The organism is Legionella nigrisilvae (genome assembly GCF_977063395.2).
Window position 1 is genome coordinate 130892 of record NZ_CDRUGZ020000045.1, and the last position, 19668, is coordinate 150559.

Sequence of the window (19668 nt, forward strand, 5' to 3'; positions counted from 1 at the left end):
CGGACTTTGGAATGCACCTCATACCGGTACATTAAAAGAGATTATTGAAAATAAGGATGAACATGGCCGTCGGAAGGAAACAAAAATGGTTATGGGGAATTGTTATTGGCGGTTTATGCCTTATGCTAATACCCATTTTTTGGTATTATTATCACCCCAATCCAATGGGAGAAGGTTTTGCCAGTGGTAATGGGCGTATTGAAGCCGTAGAGATTGATATTGCAACCAAAATTCCTGGACGAATAGAAACCATCCTGGTGGATGAAGGTGACTTTGTAAAATCAGGTCAAGTTCTGGCTAAAATGGATACGGAAGTATTAGAAGCACAGCTTAGAGAAGCCAAAGCACAGAATAAAGAAGCCAAGAGCAAAGTCATTAGTGCCAAAAATCAGGTCATTCAACGAAAAAGTGAAAAAGAAGCCGCATTAGCTACCGTTGCTCAACGCGAAGCAGAGCTCGATTTGGCGCAAAAACGCCTTTCCCGTACTGAAAAATTGGTCACTAAAGGGGCTGCGTCACTGGATAGTCTTGATGAGGCCCGTGCTCATTTCTATAGCGCACAAGCCACTCTCCATGCTGCCAAAGCGCATGTTGCTTCCGCTGATGCATCGATTGCAACTGCTGAGGCAGAAGTTGTCGCCGTAGAGTCCTCTGTCGATGCGACCCAAGCGACCATCGAGCGTATATCAGCAGATATCAACGACAGCACTTTAATCGCTCCCTGTGATGGACGTATCCAGTTTCGGGTTGCGCAACCAGGAGAAGTGCTCAGCGCAGGAGGCAGAGTATTGAACATGGTTGACTTAAGTGATGTGTATATGGTTTTTTTTCTTCCAACAGAGCAAGCAGGTAAAGTACAAATCGGCGCACCAGTTCATTTAATTCTTGATGCGGCACCCAACTATGTGATACCGGCTAAGGTGACTTTTGTCGCCAGTGTGGCGCAATTCACACCTAAAGCCGTAGAAACGGCCAGTGAACGAGAAAAACTGATGTTCCGTGTTAAAGCCCGTATTGCACCTGAATTGCTGAAAAAATATATCGCCTTAGTCAAGACAGGGCTGCCAGGGATGGCTTATGTTCAATTAGATCCCAAAAGCAAATGGCCCGCGGCGTTGGAAGTTAAAATAAATGTCAAATAACAAGGCCTCCAATAATGGGGTTGAAAAACCGGTTTGTGAAATCAATAACCTGAGTTTGTGGTATGGTAAAACTTGTGCCCTGGATAACATTACTCTTAAACTGCCTTCTGGTTGTATTGTTGGCTTCATTGGGCCAGATGGTGTTGGAAAATCCAGTCTGTTTTCACTCATTGCTGGAGCCCGCGTCATTCAACGCGGACAAATTTTTGTTCTTGGTGGCAATATGGCGAGTAGCTCTCATCGTGAAGCCCTCTGCACGCGCATTGCTTATATGCCTCAAGGCTTGGGGAAAAATCTGTATCCTACCCTTTCAGTATTTGAAAACATCGATTTCTTTGGGAGTCTTTTTGGCCATAGCCGTGAAGTGCGACAATACTACATTACCCGTTTGTTGGATAGAACAGGGTTATTCCCTTTTCGAGACAGGCCAGCAGGTAAGCTGTCTGGAGGGATGAAGCAGAAACTTGGATTATGTTGTGCTCTGATTCACACTCCCGATCTGTTAATTCTGGATGAGCCTACGACAGGAGTGGATCCCCTTTCAAGGCGTCAATTCTGGGAGCTCATTGAGACGTTGCGTGCTGAAATGCCGAAAATGAGTGTTCTGGTGGCCACTGCATACATGGAGGAAGCGGCGTGTTTTGATTGGCTGGTTGCAATGAATGCTGGAAAAGTCTTGGCTTCAGGGACTATGAGTGACCTGTTGAGGCAAAGTCGTACTCATTCTCTGGAAGAAGCGTTTGTTGCCCTCTTACCCGAGCAGCAGCGACAAATGCACCCCATGGTAATAGAACCCCGCTCATCCACTCAAAAATCGGAAGTAGCTATTGAAGCAACCGGTTTGACCAAACGCTTTGGTGATTTTGTCGCAGTAGACCACGTCAATTTTTGTATAGAGCGTGGCGAAATTTTTGGGTTTCTTGGCTCGAATGGTTGTGGCAAAACAACGGTTATGAAAATATTAACCGGTCTGCTTCCTGCCAGCGAGGGTCAAGCTTCGCTATTTGGACAATCTGTTGATTCAAACGATCTGATGATACGTCAACGCATTGGCTATATGTCCCAATCTTTTTCGCTGTACACGGAATTAACGGTTCATCAAAATCTCATGTTGCATGCCAAATTGTTTCGTTTGCCCGCCCATAGCATTCCCAAACGCATCAAACAATTGCTCGAAAAATTCTCTTTGTCTGACTATGAAAATGAACGGCCTGACTCATTACCACTAGGTCTTCGTCAAAGGCTTTCTCTTGCTGTAGCCATTATCCATCAACCCGATATACTCATTCTTGATGAACCGACTTCTGGTGTTGATCCGGTTGCTCGCGATATATTTTGGCAATTAATGCTTGATTTATCCCGACAGGATAAAGTAACCATTTTTATTTCTACCCATTTCATGAATGAGGCAGAACGTTGCGATCGCATTTCGCTGATGCATGCCGGTAAAGTATTGGTTAGTGAAAATCCAGTCAAACTCATCCAACAAAGACAAGCCTCTTCGCTAGAAGAAGCCTTTATCAGCTATCTAGAAGAGGCCATGAAGAAGAAGGAGGTGAATCCTTCAGGGCAACATCCTGCAAAACCAATCATGAGCTCTTTATCTGAACACCCCAAAATCATTCCTGCAAAAAAATATTTCAACATCAGACGCATGTTCAGCTACAGCCGTCGTGAAGCGCTCGAACTGATACGCGATCCAATTCGTGCAACTCTTGCGCTTTTGGGAAGCATTCTACTGATGATCATTATGAGTTATGGAGTTACTCTGGATATCGAACAGTTAACCTTTGCAGTTCTTGATCGGGATCAAACGAATGCCAGCCACGCTTATGTTCTTAATATAGCCAGCTCGCACTATTTTAAAGAACTCCCTCCCATCTTGGATTATAAAGAAATGGATCAACGTATGCGAAGCGGAAAATTAAGCTTGGCATTGGAAATCCCAAGTGGGTTTGCCCGTGACATCAATAAAGAGACTCCCGTACAAGTTGGGGCATGGATTGATGGAGCAATGCCTACCCGTGCAGAAACCATTCAGAGTTATGTGTATGGAATGCATCAGCATTGGTTAGTGAATAGTTGGCCTTATTTGACTCATCAAAAATCGGAGGAGTTCTTCAATATTGAGCCTCGTTTTCGTTATAACCCGGATGTGAAAAGTTTACCTGCCATGGTTCCAGCCGTCATTCCTATCCTATTGATGTTAATCCCGGCGATGTTGATGGCACTTTCTGTGGTGCGAGAAAAAGAGCTGGGATCCATCGTTAATTTATACGTGACGCCCATTACTAAACTTGAGTTTCTTTTGGGAAAATTGATACCTTATGTGATTTTGGCCGTATTTAATTTTCTATTGCTAATCGCCTTGTCCATTTATTTATTTGATGTACCGATCAAAGGAAGTTTTTCCATCCTTTTCTTTAGTGCTTTAATCTACGTTACTCTTTCCACTTCGATGGGATTTCTAATCTCCACTTTTATGAAAAGCCAAGTGGCGGCATTGTTTGGAACTGCAATACTGACGCTTCTTCCAGCCACCCAGTTTTCTGGCATGATAGAGCCGGTATCCTCTTTGGAAGGATTGGGAGCAATGATAGGCCAAATCTATCCGGTAACGCATTTTCTTACGATTTCGCGAGGTACTTTTTCCAAGGCACTGAGTTTTCAAGATTTGCTCCATCCTTTTTTATATTTACTCATCACCTTGCCGGTATTGCTTGGGTGTTGTCTTTTATTTTTAAAAAAACAGGAGCGCTAAGTGACAATAAGTAATATTGTGCAACTTGGGTTTAAGGAATATCGAAGTTTGCTTCGTGACCCAATTATGATAGCACTGATCGTCTTTGCATTTACTGTACAAATCTATACAACAGCCACAGCCATGCCCGAAATGCTGCACAAAGCACCGATTGTCATTGTTGATCTCGATCAATCCGCTGTTTCACAACGTATCAGGGATGCTTTTTATCCCCCACAATTTATAAAATACGTGACCACCTCACAAGCAAAGATGGATTCGGGCATGGATGAAGGCTTATATACCTTTGGTTTAAATATCCCGCCTGATTTTCAACGGAATCTTTTGTCCGGGCGAAAGCCAACCCTTCAACTGAATATTGATGCTACACGCATGAGTCAGGCGTTCACAGGAACAGCCTACATTCAAACTATTATTGAGAGGGAGATCAATGAATTTGTCGAACATTATCGTTCTGTGGAAACTCCGCCTGTTGATCTTGCAGTCCGCGTTCGATTTAACCCGACATTAACTAAGATCTGGTTTGGTGCCTTAATGGAGTTGATTAATAATGTAACGATGTTATCCATTGTGCTAACGGGTGCCGCATTACTTCGGGAGCGCGAACATGGAACAATTGAACATTTATTAGTGATGCCAGTCACGCCATTTGAAATCATGGCCAGCAAAATTTGGGCAATGGCTTCCATTGTACTCATCGTTTGTGCTGTTTCGCTTATTACAGTGGTACAAGGGTTACTCTCTGCCCCCATTGAGGGTTCAATTCTTCTGTTTTTGCTTGGTGCGGCAATCAATTTGTTCGCTACAACGTCAATAGGTATTTTTATGGGAACCATCACCCGCTCCATGCCTCAATTTGGTATCTTATTGATTCTGGTACTTCTCCCGCTAGAAATGCTTTCAGGTGGATTGACCCCTCGTGAGAGCATGCCTGAATTTGTCCAGACCATGATGCTGGTTGCGCCTAACACTCACTTTGTGATGCTTGCTCAATCGATTTTATTTAGAGGGGCAGGGTTTGGTATCGTGTGGCCGCAATTTCTGACGCTTGCAATAATAGGCTCTATTTTTTTCATGACCACATTAATGTATTTTCGCAAAAGGATTGTCCTTCTTTCTACATGAAATAACATTGCATTTTTTCCAATAAAAATTTGGGTTAATGCCATGTCCTAAGGACAATCCGCGCTTGCGCGCCATGGTTATTGGTCCATGATTGCCTTCTTTGAAATAACAATCAATGAAATTTGATAATTCGATTTTTTACATCTCCTGACATACAGCTGTATCAATACTACCTGTTCCGATGGTAACTAAAGCAACTTACTCGTCCATTTCTTCCTACTTGATTATTTCAAATGATAAAAAATAGATTTATTCACCACAAGGCTTGAATATTTTCATGTCTATTGGCCAATTAGAAACCCTGAGACAAACACCTGCTAACCAAATCAAATATAATGTTACAGGCGAAACTCGACTTGAAGCTAACCAAAGATTCCCTCAAGAATTACAAAGAAACGGGTATAATGTTGAGTTAATATCACTACCAAGTGGGCATAATGAATTATCAACAATTCATGTTATAACTAACCAGGCACTTCCATTTGTTTGCGCTGATAAACCATACAATAAAGATGAGCAAAGTCAGTTGTCATCGGTTACACTGCAACCATCAGAGGAAGAATTATTAGCAGCACGTGAAAGAATGCAAAATTTTAAAACAACAATGCGACATAACGCTCTTGATCTTACTGCAAATCAGGAGGAAATGAAAAAAGATGATAGTTCTACCCCATTGACAATCACACCAAAGCCACCATGGGAGCAGTAATAGTTTACTCTAATTTTTATCTTAAAAACCATTTCTATGGCAAAAGGCTACAACCCATACACGGCAAGGGTTATGGGTCTCTATAAAAATGAAGTGACCCATTTTGCACACGTATCCTGACTTACCCCATACTGCATTCTCAATCAATCTGCGAGCTCTTGACTGGTTTGTTAAACCGCCGATTCCTTGACGAATATCTGATTAAACAAATAGGACAAGCAAAACGTATCAAAACATCTCAACGAGCACCCCAACTAGGCTATAATTTATAATAAGATTTTGCTTAAAAGAAGGTCTTTCAAGATGAAATTGTGAAATGGATTTATTGAGCAATATCTTGAATGGAGAATGAGATATGAATCAACAATATACCGCACGAATTTATTCCAATGAGAAAATAATACAATATAAGTCTGGCGATGATATTGAGAAATTATATATTTGGATGTTAGCCGAAGTTAGTGATACACCCGGCGACATTAGAGGCGAAATAATTGACAATGCGACGACAAAGGTAGTTCGACATTTTAAAAAAGCACCCGTAGAATAATGAACAAATGCCTATAGTCGCCTCAAAATACGCCACATTTGATCTTTCCTCGAAAAAACAGGACACCAACATTATGCAACCAACCCAAAGTCATTCGGGGTCTGAAACCCTAAAGTTGAATGGATGCGCTGACGATTGTAAAACACTTCAATGTAATCGAATAGAGCTAATCGAGCATCCTTTCTAGTTTTATATTGTTCCCCATAAATCATTTCGACTTTCAAAGTATGATAGAAACTTTCCATAACTGCATTGTCATAACAGTTACCCGAGCCACTCATGGAGCAAATAAAATCATGTTCTTTGAGAAGCGATTGATAAGCATTACTGCAATATTGAGATCCTATATCAGAATGATGAATAACGCCATTAGGTGGGTTATTGCGGTGAATCGCCATGATAAGAGCATCTTCAATAAGGCTTGTAACCAACCGAGTTCCCATGCTCCAACCGACAATCTGTCGATTGAATAAATCTATGCTAGATAAAGCCAGCCCTCATCAGTTTGAATGTAGGTTATATCAGACGCCCAAACGGTGTTAATAGCAACAGGATTAAATGGTCTTCCCAAGATATTTTCGGCCACATGCTTTGAGTGGCGACTATCTGTTGTCACTTTAAAACGCCTTGCCGCTTTAGGTTTGAGTTCTTCCTGCTGCATTAAGCGTTTGATCCTCGCTTTCCCATGATATTTACCCAACTTACGCAATGCCTGTTGTAATCGCTACTGGATACGCCTAATGCCTAACAAAGCTTTTGTACACGATGAAAAGCCGATTGTTCTTTTATTACCGCATATTTCGCTGGCCTTCCTTGGCGAAAAACGCTGCCGCCTTTTTTAAGATTTCTCGCTCTTCTTCCAGCTCCGCTACACGCGCTTTCAATCGCTTTAATTCTAAGTCTTTTTCATTTAATTGAGATTGATTTGGGAATACTTTCTCTTGTTTGAGAAGGTATTGTTTGCGCCAGTTATATAGGTTATTTTCTGCTACAACAAGCTCTCTGGCTACTTGTCTTAAGGGCTTATTACTTGATTCCAGTAGTTCAATAGCTTTAATTTTGAACTCTTTTGTATAAACTTGTCTTACCATGATTACTCCTTGTTGATGAGATTATATCTCTTAAACAAGGTGTCCGGCTATTCGAGAGAAGATCACTTTCACTCTTAGTGATCATAACATTCACTCAGAAGTACAAGCATATTAAAAATAAATCAGGGGCTTCTAAAATATCAATATGATGTGGGAAGTTATTTAGAAGTCCTTAAAAATAAGTTCATAAAATAATTTAAATTTTTTAATATTATTTGTATATCGTATTAGATATCACATGGAAAATAAAAAGAACTTATTGGCCTTCGCATAATTAATTCTGCAACAGTTAATAAATAAAAATCTCTCAAATACATCAATAAATATAAGAAAAGTAAGGTAATTGAGTTTCTTGTTCTTTTCTGATGATGTTTTCTTTGAGATTTGTTGATTTCTAGATCAATAAGGAAGAAAGGATAATTTCTCTTTATAAGGAAATTCTTATGAGCAATACAAATCATGCAATCATTGAACGCATTGGCAATGAAAAAAAATAAATGTCAATTTTCTAAATAAAAACCAAGACGTCGATGAAAAAAGCAAATATATGTATACTGCACTGGAAGAAGAGGAGTATGATGTAATCCGCTCAAGGTGTTGCCCTGTTAGCTACAGGGCCAATAGACTACGCTTTTTCTACTTTGATATCACGAGTACTTTTTTTAGCCTCTTCTTTTTTCGGCAACTCAATGCAAAGTGTTCCTTTTTTAAAAGTTGCCTTAGCCTTATCAACATCTATTGTTGAAGGCAATGAAATAGAACGCTCATACTTCCCATAGCTAATTTCTCGAGAAAGATATTTTTTGTCTTCATTCTTTTTAGAAGTCGACTTTTCACCAGAAATGGTCAATATATTATCCGCTAAAGAAACCTTGATATCTTTTTCATCCATACCGGGCATCTCAAGCTCAATACTGTAATGATCTTTATCTTCCACAACATCCATTGATGGGGCAAGATTTAGATTATCAAATTCCCAATTGAATCGAGAGGGCGAAAAAAAATCATTAAAATCATGAAATACACGATCTATTTCATTTTGAAGTCTTAAGAACGGATTATGTGTATGCTCAATGGCAATCGGGGTTTCTTTTTTCCATTTTATTAATTTACTCATCGTTTCACTCCTTAAATTGATACGTTTGTCATTTCTGACTGATTATAAAGTTGGACTCACAACCTCATTTTGTCAAGTCAATTACATTACAAAACAATCATCTGCAAAATCGATATGTGGCGTTACAACGCTTAAAATCTCAATCCCTTAGAGTATTGAAGATGTCGAAAGTGATTTTTTAAATGTCACAATTAAATTTGAATCTTTCACTTTTGAGCTCATAGAATTGGGATCATAGCCCTGTGGTAATTGGAATGTTTGACTGTAATTACTCTGAGAATAGCTTACACTTTTACTATTATCCTGTTCACGAGTGATTTTTTGCGTTATATTTGAACTAACCACTAATTGTCCCTCTTTAACAGAAACATCAACTTTACTATCCCCACCTTTAGGTAATTTTATTTTATAAACAAGCTCATTTTTACTTTCTTTAATTTCAACATTATTTGTATTACCAAAGAGCATTTGATTGGGTTGTTTTAGAAGGTTAGTGTGCATTTGTGAGAATTGACTCTTCATAAACTGGTCCATAGCCTGTTGCATTTTTTCCATTTGCTTCAAAACATCATAAGGTGATTGAAAAAAGGGATCGTTATCAAATGGATCTAAGGCTAATAAATCTTTACTCTTTTGTACTTGATTATTTTGTTTCGCTTCAAGTGCTATGGCTCCTGCTGACATCATAGTGATAAGAGGAACAGAGATTAAAATAGGAAGTAGTTTCTTTTTCATCTAAATCTCCTTTCAAGATTGGCTTATCAAAAACTCTAGTCACCGTTTTACACAAAGTTTCATAGCTCTAATTTTATTACTTAATAGCCAATATCGGGGCAAATTACGCAGTTTTCAAGGCGCTTCGCTCAGAGCCAAATGCGTTGGCAGGGGTAAAGAAGCATTGGAGTTCTAATCATCATAAGACCGTAAATTATTATTCATCTCTCAGCGCAATAAAATCCTTCTTTAGAATTCATTACAAAATGACATTATATAACTGTTCATACAAAGGATGCTTTTTAATTGCTTCATTGAACTCATCAGGATCAATAAACCCACATAATCCGATGTTTACGAGCCGTCTTATTTTTTCATGACAACATTAGCTTGTGACTTGCAAACGCCCTATAGAATCATAACCAGTCCAGGTATAAGATGCAAAGTCATCACCAAAGTCTATTTTACATATGGAGCAGCGCCCTTGATTTTTTGCATGGAGTTTATCGATTTGCTTTTGTGGTTTCTTTTGAGTCTTCATTATAGAGCGATTAAGGATAGATAGATGAATGATTATATCAGGATAATTTATTAAGAGGTTGGCCTTTGTAAATGCTTTATGCTGTAAGTAAAAAAGAGTTGGACTGCGAACAAAAGAGAAGCCTGAAGGACTTGTTGCTCAAAGATAACTCCTGGTATCACTATTTCCAGAAGTATAAAGACACGCTACGCCATGAGGTTTTGGAAACAATCTCGAACATTTTAAGTTGCGGGAGCACCTTGCGAGGATTTTCCTGTTATGACTGCCCCAACCCTAAATGCACTCATAGCAAAAAAGTTGCGTTTACCTGCCATAATCGGTTTTGCTCGAAGTGTGGGAAGAAAGCCACCGAGAATTGGATAAGCAAACAAATTCATCTGTTACCCAGTTGTGACTGGCAGCATATTACGTTTACGATGCCACGGGAATTATGGAGGTTTTTCAAAGAAAACTGGATTTTGTTAGGTTGGCTGCTGCCAGTAGCAGCTTCTATTTTGCTGCGGTTAGCGAGTCATAAAGGAGTCTTACCCGGAATGTTTGCAGCGCTTCATAGCTTTGGCTGAGATTTAAAGTTCAATCCGCACGTGCATATCTCGACTACCCAAGGAGGGATAAATGATAAAGAGACACGTTTTGTCACGTTCTACTTCAAAAAGAAAGTGATTATGGAGATGTGGCGTTATCGTGTGATACAGATGTTGAAAAAAGCCTATAGAGAAGGAGTTCTTGTTCTTCCTGAAGTATTAAATGCCCTATGCCCGACACAGGGTCATTTTAGCGCTTGGCTCAATCGTAGACTCAACAAACCGTGGATAGTTCATGTGGCCAAACCACAAAAAAACCCACAGGCGTCAATTAATTATCTTGGGCGTTATATTCGTAGGCCACCGATTGGCCACAGCAGGTTACGGCATTACAATGGCCAAAATGTAACCTTTAACTTCCTGAATCATAAGACGAATCAACACGAAGATTTTCACTGCTCTACGGAGGAGTTTATCCGTAGACTGGTACAACATATCCCTAAAAAGCATTTCAGGATGTTGCGCTATTATGGATTTCTTGTAAATAGAGTACGGAGAGAGAAATTACCATTAGTTCGTGCTTTATTGGGGTAAGAACCTGAGCCCAAAACCTACAATCTCAAATACCCATAGTTGATGCAAAAGACCTTTGGGATTAATCCTAAGGAATGCATTCTATGTCATAGCGAAATGGAACTTGCTTATCGCAAAATTGGTGCTAACGCTGCGTTTTTTATGAAAATCACGAGAAACTGGCACAAAGAAAAAGGCTGGTTGCATAGGCGTTCCCAGGATAGATCTATCTAAAATTTGGAATTATTTTATAACTTTAAGCGTATTGACTTAATTTAATCCGACATAGTGTGTCTCGAAATAGCATCCAGTGTCACCTTAGCACCTTGGTTGTTTATATTTTACCAACACTCCTGTCCCGATTTAACATTGAGATTCCTAAGTATGAACAACAATTTGATTTTGTCTTATTCAATACAGTATTGTGTTTTTTGAATTTACCTTTAGTAGCACTTCTTGAAGCAAAACGGGTTTTAAAGCCCAATGGTAAGCTTATTATTGGTATGATTGATAAACATTCGATGATTGGACAGCAATATGAGGCCACCAAGCAAGATAATCTGTTTTATCGATACGCTCATTTTTATTCGGTACAGGAGGTCTTTGAATTGCTTCATGAAATTAATTTTAAAGAAGAAGCAATTTATCAAACTTTATTCTCTCCTGTTGATACTATATTAACGCCAGAGGAGAGTAAACCAGGCTATGGGGAAGGAGGGTTTGTTGTTCTTTCTGCTTATGTTAAACCCAATCGATTTTCCTATTTAGATTTTATTTGATAGACGTTCTAGTTAAATCAAGTAAGCCGATAATTGAGCAAACTATTTAAAATTTAATTACTCTGTATATTAAGATTGATTTTCTTAACAGTTACACTAGGAAAACTCTAATTTGCAGTGGCGTTGAGATAAATTACCTATTTTTTAAATTGCCTGATTGCTTGATGAGTTCTCCCGACTTGCTATCAATTTTTCTTGGATTCAAGATGTGCTTTATGAGTTTCACCCAGAATTTCAAATGTTTCTTTTATTACATACAGAGCACCTTTCTATCTGCTCCGATAGCAGCTTGATAGCATTCGCAACCCATGTCATTTCCTTTTAAGTGGTTGCTTAGAATCCTTATCAGTCTCTCTGGTATTGGTGCAAGGTTATTTTATGAGTTCATGACAGAATAACGGCGTAACATTAAAGGTTTGGAGTAGATTAAGTTTTAATCAAAGGCATAAAACTTGTCGTAACCCATCATCCAAGGCATTTAAATCTTTATCTGAAAGGTTTCCTGCCACTTTTTTTAAACGACTTTTATCAATCGTTCTTATTTGATCACAAACTGCGGTAACTTGTTTGCCAAGACAAGAAACAGTGATGGTAATTGGTGGTCTGGCTGTAGCAGAGCTTGAAAGAGGAACGACGACAACAGTGCGTCTTGCTTGATTAATCGGTGTTGCTCCAACTAAAACGCAAGGTCTGAGTTTGTTGATTTCAGAGCCTGTAGTAGGGTCGAGGTTTACCCAATATACATCACCACGATTCATCAGTTAATCCATCTTGAACCGTTATATCCCAATCGTTCATTTCATTTTGTAAACCATGATCATTTTCAACAGCTAAAGCGCATTCATAGAGCGCTTTTTCACGTCGTTCAATTTCTTTTTCAATAAGATGAGCAATCACCTTGCTGCGTTGTCGCTGAGGTATTGCTGCTCTCATTCTAGAAGCGATTTGATCGGGTATTGATATTAAAACTTTATTCATCATTATCTCCATCTATATATAATATAATATATCCTATATCTAAAGACAAATTATTCTGATTGTGGAAAATAATTATTCTCTTTTTTTATAATTGGAAGGTGGTACTCGTTAAAAAATAAGCAGCATTTGCTGAGAGTCCTGAGATTGGGATTGAATGGTTGAGTTTTGATTCAGCAATGATCGAACTTGCTTTTTCCGAGGTCTCTTTTTCATAGGTGCTGGATCCTCCATAAAGCAGGCCCATGGTAGTATTTGTTGGTATAGAACATCATGGGTTTGATAAGAGATCAGATAATAACCGCGTTGGTTTCGTTCTTTCACCATGACGCAAAAGTGCTTCAAGGCATCAGAAAAACTTGCAAAGGCAATAATATGGCTTTGCCCAAATCTGGACTTGATACGTCCATTGGATGCGCAGAGTGTCCAGTCACCCAATAAATCCTGTTCCAGGCGAATGACGTAATAGCGCGTTGCCTTTTCAAAACGGACGGCATGATAACATTCCTTGGGTTTAAAATTAAGGTAATGAACCCATGGCAGGGTGGTGAACCAGGGGAATCATCACCAAGATTTACCGGTTGCAGGTTCCGTGATACTCATTTCTGTAAATCCATTGCGACAGCCGGCAATCGATTCGGCTTCATGCATTAAGTCATAGATAGTTTCATCCAGATCCTTATCACTGGTATAGGGAATTTTAAGACTGTATTCCCATCCATCCTTGTCTTTTTTCACCATATCAAAGGCTGAAAAGCAGTATTGCTCGATTTGCCGCCTGGATTCATTTTTTCCACGCACAAACTTATTGTTGTTTTCTACGCGCAGCCAAACTTCAACCACGGCAATTTTTTGAGTTCCCTGGCTGCCTGGAATTGATTTTTCTGGATTATCCTGTCGTTGGGTTTTAAGAATACGATAAACACTGGCAATACCCATATTAAGTTTTTTAGCAATAGCGGTGCGTGTGTATCCCTGATTGATTAACTCCATGACCTCATTAGTTTTTGAGCGTGCTGTGGGTTTTCTCCCTTTGTATTTGCCTTCGCGTTTTGCGCGCTCAATACCTTCCAGTTGCCGCTCACGGCGAAGGTTGGTTTCAAACTCAGCAAAGACACCCAGCATATCCAAAAAGAATTTACCTGAGGCATTAGAGGTATCCACAGGTTGCTCCAATGCTTTTAGGTGGATCTCTTTCTCTTTTAAATAATGCAGTAAAGTCTGTAAATCCAGAATACTGCGGGTTAAGCGGTCAATTCGTGTAACTACCAAGGTATCGCCTTCACGAATATACTCCATGCATTCATCCAGTGCGGTTCGGTTTTTTTTTGAAGTACCACTTTTTTTCTCGGAAAAGATCTTTTTACATCCAGCGCATTTTAAAGCATCAAGTTGAATGTCCAAATTTTGGTCAATTGTAGATACGCGGGCATAACCAACAAGCGCCATGAATTTTCCTATCAATAATATTTAAAATTAGTGATAGTACATTATCATAAATAAAAATCAGATTCTATTGATATGAAAAACAAGGGATTTAAAGGCAAGGCAAAATTTATCACAAGGGTGTACTTTATTGATAGCCCATATAAAATAGAAAAATTGAAAATGTAATGCATTTGTTATACAATTAAAATATCAGTATTTTGGGAGTTACTAAGATGAATAAGGCGGCAACAATTAATGCTCGTATTGAGCCTGCTCTTAAAATGCAGGCAGAAGCGATTTTGCATAAGGTAGGCTTATCTACAGCCGAGGCGATTCGACTGTTCTATAGCCAGGTCTGTCTCCAAAATGGCCTGCCTTTTGAGGTAAAAATACCGAACAAAGAGACAAGAGAGGCCATGGCAGAGCTGGAATCAGGAAAAGGCGAGCGATTTAAAACAATGAAGGATGTATGGGATTCTGTAGATAATGCTTGAATTAGAGTTGGCGACACAGTTTAAGCGTGATTTGAAAAAGATTACGAAGCAAGGGAAAAGAAGGACGCTCTTAGACTCTATTGTAGAGCAATTGCAAAAGGAAGAACCCCTGGATCCAAAGCATAAGGATCACAGTCTTTCCGTAAATTGGGATGGTTATCGTGAATGTCACATTACCCCCGATTGGTTATTAATTTATAAGACCATTAAAGATGATCGCATACAATTGCTGCGATTATCACGAACAGGATCACATAGTGATTTGTTTGGGTGAGTTCTAAAGGTGTTACTCTCTGTCGCAATACCGATCTCTATGGAATACGAATTAATCGAGATGATCTTTATTTTGAGATAAGCCGATACTTGTTCAACCAATTCAAAGGTTAGTAAAATAATCCCAACAAGTATTCTATCGAAATGCTGATTTTTATCTTTTTACCTAGTATGTAGTGCTCAGGTTTTTTTTGTTTTAAAAGCAGTTGTATAGTTGGCGATAATATCATTAGCCTCTAACTTGTATTGTGCCAGATGTTGTTTGACAGCTTGACTGTCTTCAAACTTATTTTCAGTGGCTATAGATCGTATAAATTTACGGGCGTTATTAACTAGCTTTTCTAATAAGCTCTTATTTATTATTTTTATATTGTTACTTGGAGGACACGCATACTCAAAACAAGTAGATAAATGAATCATAATAGGTACACATTTAGCACCATTGCCATAATTATTATTAAACCAAATTTCAGAACCATTCAGCTGATTACAATCGTGTTTGCAAATAAAATCGGTGGTTGCACCATTTTTACATTCAATAACTAAAAATTTTAAATCATCCAACAGCCAGAGATTATCTGGTCCTTTTCCATAATCATTTTCGGGGCGTTGGCCTATAAAGCCAAGAAGGTATGCTAACTCGTTAAAAGCATCCTCAAATATATTTGCAGTACCTTCACTAAATATAAGTTTTGAAAATACTCCCTCTGTATAGATAATAAGTTTGTTTCCATCTTTAAATTTGTCTTTTAAATAGGTAGAACATCGTATTGCTTGTGATCCTGTATGGGTTTTTAATGGTTTATAACTGATGCCTTCGATTGGTTTAAGAACTCTCAAATTATCAGAAATAGCGGATAGTTGGGTTTTTTGCGATTCCACCTTATCGTACTTGTTTATATACTCCGACATGTATTGTTTTAATACGCCTTTTAATAAAAGATCATCGGTTGAGTTATTGATTTCATGTAAAATTCTGTTTGCTGCTTCTTGTGGTTTCCCTGAGCGATCTAAATCGTAAGCTTCTCTTAAAGCGATTTTTATTGAGTCAGATGTATTTTTATTGGAGTAATTTAGGTTAGCCATAATACCTCTACTTAACTCAACCCATTGCGGGTCTCTTTTTAGACAGTAGTTTATTACGGATCTAATTTCCTCAACTCCTTTATCTTTTATTTGATCTGCTACCCTTTCTGACAATTCTAGTTGAGCCTTTGTCGCCGGTGAAAATAGTTCTAAAGTTTCGCCCGTATAAAGCTGAGAAGTAAGATCTTTTCCCATAAGAAAAATGACGCAATAATCATCATTAGATCTAACACCTCTCCCCATCCCCTGTTCTACTTTATGAACGATTTGATTTACTTTGTTCGAACTACCCGCAAGCTCGCTCTGGCGAATTTTATCAATATTATTTCGAGCGGCTGGTAATCCATCTATAACTAACAATCGACAAGCATTTTCGGGCAAATCAATCCCATCATATTTGTTAACTAAAATTGTTAAGCCAATATGAGTTGTTTTAAGTTGTTCAACTCCTTGAAGGATAGTGTCTTTTTTTAAAATGAGATCAGCTGCATCCTCCCAAAACTCCAATCGTTTGTTAGATGGGACAATAACTACCACGTTATATTCTTTGGATAATTTCAAACATAATTCTTTAACATCACTATCAAACATATTTGTGTTGAGAGCTTGTGGTAATAGGATTAATCGATCACCTACATCTCCCGCTGAATCTGGAGTGATAGGGTTATTAAGATATTGAGAGCTAACACCAAAATGGGTCGTTAAGACGCTATCGTCTGATAATGTCGCGGTCATAAATATTTTTCTTGATGCATTACTAATAGAAGGAATCACATCAATTGGAATACAATTACTAGTAATTTCAATGGAATGCTTACTAATAACGCAACTGCATCGCTCTAAATTTTCTTTTATTAATGGCCATTTAAATTTTATGTCTTCATGATTTTTGTTTTCAATTAAAACCTGCATTACCTTACTTAGATTTTCTTGCCAGTTCCAATATGGGATCAGAATGTAAGCAAAGGGGTCTCCCGCTTCAATCTCCAAATATTTTGCTTCCGACTGCCTTTTCATTGCTTCTTCAAAAAGACTAAATAATTTTTTATATGCTGGGTTAGATGATGACACGTTCAAAGTGAATTGTTCTTCGACTGTGTTTACGCACGCATGAGCATCATCAATAAGGAGTGTCTTAATGGGTATTTTTGCTCCCTCATCGCCAACACCAAATACTGATTTCCCGTTAATTAATTTATATATATTAGTTACTAGAATTGCTTTTCCTTTTAAAAAACTCTCATTTTCAGGGTTATCAACGGCATTTAATCCAAGATCTTTGGCTTCGGATAACACTTGTTCTACTAAAAAATTATCTGGAACTATATAAACTACAGGCCCTTTCTTCTCATTCAAGCAACTTTTTAAAATTAAAAGGCCAACCACTGTTTTACCGCCACCAGTATTCATTTTTATAACCAGGTTGCGTTCTTCTTTGCGGTCAAACCATTTGCTCCATACTTGAGATTGCACATCGCGGGGGTAATGGAATTTGTTTGGTTTTTTATTTGGTAAGGCGCTAAAAATTTCTCTTGGCTTTAAGACTGTATCAACAGTTTGTCCTGTACTCAGTTTGGAAAAATCTAATGCCATTTTATATCCTTTAAAAAGTACTGTTATTTGATGTTGGCCAAATGTTTATTAGGCTTGTAATTGCAATTTTAAGTGCATGTTGAGCGCATCAGCGACCTTTACCAACGTTTCTAATGAGGGAATAAAGGAGCTATTGCCGCTTTCAAGACGAGAAATAACCGATTGCTTGGTTCCAATTTTATTGGCCAACTCGGATTGAGTCATATGCCGCTTTTTACGGGCATTCACAATCATGACGGCAATGTTATTAATGATTTGCTCACGCTCATAGTGCTTGGCAAATTCTTCGTCCTTATTGATTTTGTCGTCAATAAACTCATTTAAGGTAAGTGCTTTCATGGTCGTATACCTCCATCATTCGTTTTTCAGCCAGTTCAATTTCTTGCTTTGGCGCTTTTTGTGACTGCTTTTTGTAAGCATGTAAAAGAACAATGATTTCCTTTTGAATACACACATAAAAAAAACGATAACCACTGCGTGATGTTTTAATCTTAATTTCCCAAAGCGAGCCTTTTATTTGCCTGAATTGTACCCTTGGGCTATCAAAACCAAGCTCTTCAACATTCTTTAAACAACCGGCAAGTCGCGCGATTTCATCGGATGGCAAATCATTTAGGAATTCCGCCACAGGGTTTTTGCCTGATTGTTTTTGGTAAAATTTTATTCTCATAGTAATTTATAGCATAAATGTGATATTTTGGAAAGTCTTTAACTAAAGTCTGTCATGGAATTTAGTTTGCTGCTTAACATTTCGGAGTTATTCAAAGACCCTAATTTATCGAGTAATTCCTTGATTGGCCTATTATTTTTTAGTGAAGGAGTCGCCCACAAAAACAAGATATCGTTATCAGATAATATTTTTTGCACAATATCTGGTTTTTCTTCCAGTAAAATCTCTATGGCACAAGATACTAACCATTTGGAGGTTGATAAATCACCTTTTGCGATTTCTTCAATGGTTTTCGGAGAAATACTTTTATCTTTATTAAAAAGGACTATGGATTTTTGGTGCAGTTTTTCTGATTTATTATGAATGGACAATAATTCAGAGAATACCGCTTGTATTTTTAAGGAAACATCCGATTTTACATTTTCAGATAGTCCGAGTTGATTAAGGAGCATCAGGGCTTGCTGCTTTTTGTCATCAGGAAGGCTTGCTGTCTTGATTTTAAGCTGCCCAATGGCTGCACTAATCATGGCATCATAAACATTTAAGTTGATGTCTTCCTCAGAGCATAGCTTGCTTATTTCATCTATAGTACCTATAAAACTGTTGGGTAATTTGATTCTAAAATCTTTTTGTTCGGACAGAGCCTTTGTAGAAAAGTAATGCTCAATAGCCGACATATTGTTCATATAATGCTTTAATTCAATGGTTTCTTCTGGGCTTAATTTATTCCAGGCATCAAATTCATCACAGTTATTGGCTTGAAATGAACCATAGGTTGTTTTTTTATCTGCTGATTGCACATGAACTCTAGGGGGTTTATTCATGTTTGCCTTAACGGCAAATGATAATTTTTTCATTAAATCACCTCAAATGATTTCTAGCCCCCAGCGATTGGAGGCTGGATAAGGTTTAATATTTATAGTTTGGTATTCTTTCGATTATATTATCAATGAACTCAACGAGTTGATCGCAATAAACCCCTTCTATCGCCTCATATGCAGAAACAGGATGCTTAAGCATCTCTGGAACTGTTTTATTTGAATAAAAAGTAATGTTATACAAATCATGTGCCTCATCCAATGTGATGCATACAAACCCATTGAGGCGGTGTGCATGAACTCGTATTGCAAGCATTGTATTGGATACTTTATACCATTTGGACACACCCCACGACCAGACGATCGCTTTATTTGTGTGCAGTAATTGGCGTTGGATAATTTCTGGAATAGTCATGCTGTTCTCCTATGTTTTTACTATTGGTCACTAAGACAAGAACAGTATAACAAGTGCATCTTAAAATATCAACATTTGTAATAAATAAAGTTTATAAAGAAAATTTATAAATAATTTTGACCTTGGGTCGGTTTTTTGCGATACTGTATTTGTTCCTTGAGAACAATAGTAAAAACATAGGAGAACAACATGTTACCAGTATTATCAAAAGATAAATTATTCAAATTAGCGCCATCCATATTCACACAAGCCAGCTCTTATAAAACGAGTACCAAGTACTCGCCCATTTC

At 38.1% G+C, this 19668-nt stretch carries 24 protein-coding genes and 1 pseudogene; 10 read left to right on the forward strand and 15 right to left on the reverse strand.

Translation table 11 applies throughout. The features are described from left to right. Window positions 1–62: 62 nt before the first annotated feature. From ACWTE2_RS34430 to ACWTE2_RS34450, 5 genes are all read left to right on the forward strand, one after another. On the forward strand, window positions 63–1142 hold the full coding sequence (locus ACWTE2_RS34430) for an HlyD family secretion protein (RefSeq protein ID WP_019350448.1): 1080 nt from the start codon (window positions 63–65) through the stop codon (window positions 1140–1142). Continuing rightward, entirely contained in the window at window positions 1132–3903 is a 2772-nt protein-coding gene (gene rbbA, locus ACWTE2_RS34435) for a ribosome-associated ATPase/putative transporter RbbA (RefSeq protein WP_014845108.1), read from the forward strand. The genes ACWTE2_RS34430 and rbbA overlap by 11 nt, the downstream gene beginning before the upstream one ends. Then, on the forward strand, window positions 3904–5028 hold the full coding sequence (locus tag ACWTE2_RS34440; RefSeq protein ID WP_019350447.1) for an ABC transporter permease: 1125 nt from the start codon (window positions 3904–3906) through the stop codon (window positions 5026–5028). It begins immediately after the preceding gene. A 277-nt stretch (window positions 5029–5305) separates the two neighbouring features. Continuing rightward, window positions 5306–5737 carry a hypothetical protein gene (locus tag ACWTE2_RS34445; protein ID WP_014845110.1) on the forward strand — a complete coding sequence of 144 codons (432 nt, stop codon included), beginning with the start codon at window positions 5306–5308 and terminating at the stop codon, window positions 5735–5737. 355 nt (window positions 5738–6092) lie between these two features. Next, on the forward strand, window positions 6093–6287 hold the full coding sequence (locus ACWTE2_RS34450) for a hypothetical protein (protein ID WP_014845111.1): 195 nt from the start codon (window positions 6093–6095) through the stop codon (window positions 6285–6287). A 71-nt stretch (window positions 6288–6358) separates the two neighbouring features. Here the strand turns inward: ACWTE2_RS34450 and ACWTE2_RS34455 are convergent, their stop codons facing one another. The 6 genes from ACWTE2_RS34455 to ACWTE2_RS34480 all read right to left on the reverse strand — a co-directional run bounded on the left by ACWTE2_RS34455 (window position 6359) and on the right by ACWTE2_RS34480 (window position 9750). After that, window positions 6359–6730 (reverse strand): IS3 family transposase, encoded by a 372-nt coding sequence (locus tag ACWTE2_RS34455; RefSeq protein ID WP_019350446.1) that lies wholly within the window; start codon window positions 6728–6730, stop codon window positions 6359–6361. A gap of 32 nt (window positions 6731–6762) precedes the next feature. Then, the gene (locus tag ACWTE2_RS34460; protein ID WP_019350445.1) at window positions 6763–6948 is read right to left on the reverse strand and encodes an IS3 family transposase; all 186 of its coding nucleotides are present in this window, start codon (window positions 6946–6948) and stop codon (window positions 6763–6765) included. Between the two features lie 127 nt (window positions 6949–7075). Next, a complete protein-coding gene (locus ACWTE2_RS34465) occupies window positions 7076–7378 on the reverse strand; it encodes a transposase (RefSeq protein WP_014845112.1) in 303 nt (100 codons plus the stop codon). A 625-nt stretch (window positions 7379–8003) separates the two neighbouring features. Further along, window positions 8004–8495, reverse strand: a complete 492-nt coding sequence (locus ACWTE2_RS34470) for an Hsp20/alpha crystallin family protein (RefSeq protein WP_014845113.1) — start codon at window positions 8493–8495, stop codon at window positions 8004–8006. Between the two features lie 147 nt (window positions 8496–8642). Beyond that, complete coding sequence (locus ACWTE2_RS34475) at window positions 8643–9230, reverse strand: Hsp20/alpha crystallin family protein (protein ID WP_014845114.1); 588 nt, start codon at window positions 9228–9230, stop codon at window positions 8643–8645. A 364-nt stretch (window positions 9231–9594) separates the two neighbouring features. Next, complete coding sequence (locus tag ACWTE2_RS34480; RefSeq protein ID WP_154080667.1) at window positions 9595–9750, reverse strand: hypothetical protein; 156 nt, start codon at window positions 9748–9750, stop codon at window positions 9595–9597. A 71-nt stretch (window positions 9751–9821) separates the two neighbouring features. On the opposite strand from ACWTE2_RS34480, the gene ACWTE2_RS34485 reads away from it, so the two are divergent. From ACWTE2_RS34485 to ACWTE2_RS34495, 3 genes and pseudogenes are all read left to right on the forward strand, one after another. Next, on the forward strand, window positions 9822–10313 hold the full coding sequence (locus ACWTE2_RS34485) for an IS91 family transposase (protein WP_051009158.1): 492 nt from the start codon (window positions 9822–9824) through the stop codon (window positions 10311–10313). A 12-nt stretch (window positions 10314–10325) separates the two neighbouring features. Beyond that, window positions 10326–10868: pseudogene (locus ACWTE2_RS34490) on the forward strand (IS91 family transposase); the annotation flags it as partial. A 269-nt stretch (window positions 10869–11137) separates the two neighbouring features. Beyond that, window positions 11138–11626, forward strand: coding sequence for a class I SAM-dependent methyltransferase (locus tag ACWTE2_RS34495; protein WP_014845116.1), 489 nt, complete (start codon window positions 11138–11140; stop codon window positions 11624–11626). A 437-nt stretch (window positions 11627–12063) separates the two neighbouring features. On the opposite strand, the gene ACWTE2_RS34500 is transcribed toward ACWTE2_RS34495, so the two are convergent. The 4 genes from ACWTE2_RS34500 to ACWTE2_RS34515 all read right to left on the reverse strand — a co-directional run bounded on the left by ACWTE2_RS34500 (window position 12064) and on the right by ACWTE2_RS34515 (window position 14050). Continuing rightward, window positions 12064–12384 carry a type II toxin-antitoxin system PemK/MazF family toxin gene (locus tag ACWTE2_RS34500; protein WP_014845117.1) on the reverse strand — a complete coding sequence of 107 codons (321 nt, stop codon included), beginning with the start codon at window positions 12382–12384 and terminating at the stop codon, window positions 12064–12066. Further along, window positions 12371–12607 (reverse strand): hypothetical protein, encoded by a 237-nt coding sequence (locus tag ACWTE2_RS34505; protein WP_223499713.1) that lies wholly within the window; start codon window positions 12605–12607, stop codon window positions 12371–12373. Before ACWTE2_RS34505 ends, ACWTE2_RS34500 begins: the two co-directional genes overlap by 14 nt. 105 nt (window positions 12608–12712) lie before the next feature. Beyond that, the gene (locus ACWTE2_RS34510) at window positions 12713–13144 is read right to left on the reverse strand and encodes a WGR domain-containing protein (RefSeq protein WP_223499742.1); all 432 of its coding nucleotides are present in this window, start codon (window positions 13142–13144) and stop codon (window positions 12713–12715) included. Between the two features lie 21 nt (window positions 13145–13165). Then, window positions 13166–14050, reverse strand: a complete 885-nt coding sequence (locus tag ACWTE2_RS34515) for a recombinase family protein (RefSeq protein ID WP_014845120.1) — start codon at window positions 14048–14050, stop codon at window positions 13166–13168. Window positions 14051–14262: 212 nt separating this feature from the next. On the opposite strand from ACWTE2_RS34515, the gene ACWTE2_RS34520 reads away from it, so the two are divergent. Next, window positions 14263–14523, forward strand: coding sequence for a type II toxin-antitoxin system RelB/DinJ family antitoxin (locus tag ACWTE2_RS34520; protein WP_014845121.1), 261 nt, complete (start codon window positions 14263–14265; stop codon window positions 14521–14523). Further along, the gene (locus ACWTE2_RS34525; RefSeq protein ID WP_014845122.1) at window positions 14516–14797 is read left to right on the forward strand and encodes a type II toxin-antitoxin system RelE/ParE family toxin; all 282 of its coding nucleotides are present in this window, start codon (window positions 14516–14518) and stop codon (window positions 14795–14797) included. The genes ACWTE2_RS34520 and ACWTE2_RS34525 overlap by 8 nt, the downstream gene beginning before the upstream one ends. A 179-nt stretch (window positions 14798–14976) precedes the next feature. Here ACWTE2_RS34525 and ACWTE2_RS34530 read toward each other — a convergent pair whose 3' ends face one another. From ACWTE2_RS34530 to ACWTE2_RS34550, 5 genes are read right to left on the reverse strand one after another with little or no spacing between them, the layout of a single operon-like run. Then, window positions 14977–17475 (reverse strand): DEAD/DEAH box helicase family protein, encoded by a 2499-nt coding sequence (locus ACWTE2_RS34530; protein ID WP_014845123.1) that lies wholly within the window; start codon window positions 17473–17475, stop codon window positions 14977–14979. A gap of 48 nt (window positions 17476–17523) precedes the next feature. Then, entirely contained in the window at window positions 17524–17814 is a 291-nt protein-coding gene (locus ACWTE2_RS34535; protein WP_014845124.1) for a helix-turn-helix domain-containing protein, read from the reverse strand. Next, window positions 17792–18145: a type II toxin-antitoxin system RelE/ParE family toxin gene (locus ACWTE2_RS34540; RefSeq protein ID WP_014845125.1), complete on the reverse strand. Its 354-nt coding sequence runs from the start codon at window positions 18143–18145 to the stop codon at window positions 17792–17794. Before ACWTE2_RS34540 ends, ACWTE2_RS34535 begins: the two co-directional genes overlap by 23 nt. 38 nt (window positions 18146–18183) lie before the next feature. Further along, window positions 18184–19002 (reverse strand): hypothetical protein, encoded by an 819-nt coding sequence (locus ACWTE2_RS34545; RefSeq protein WP_014845126.1) that lies wholly within the window; start codon window positions 19000–19002, stop codon window positions 18184–18186. Between the two features lie 52 nt (window positions 19003–19054). Next, window positions 19055–19378: a hypothetical protein gene (locus ACWTE2_RS34550; protein ID WP_014845127.1), complete on the reverse strand. Its 324-nt coding sequence runs from the start codon at window positions 19376–19378 to the stop codon at window positions 19055–19057. Window positions 19379–19668 lie beyond the last annotated feature (290 nt).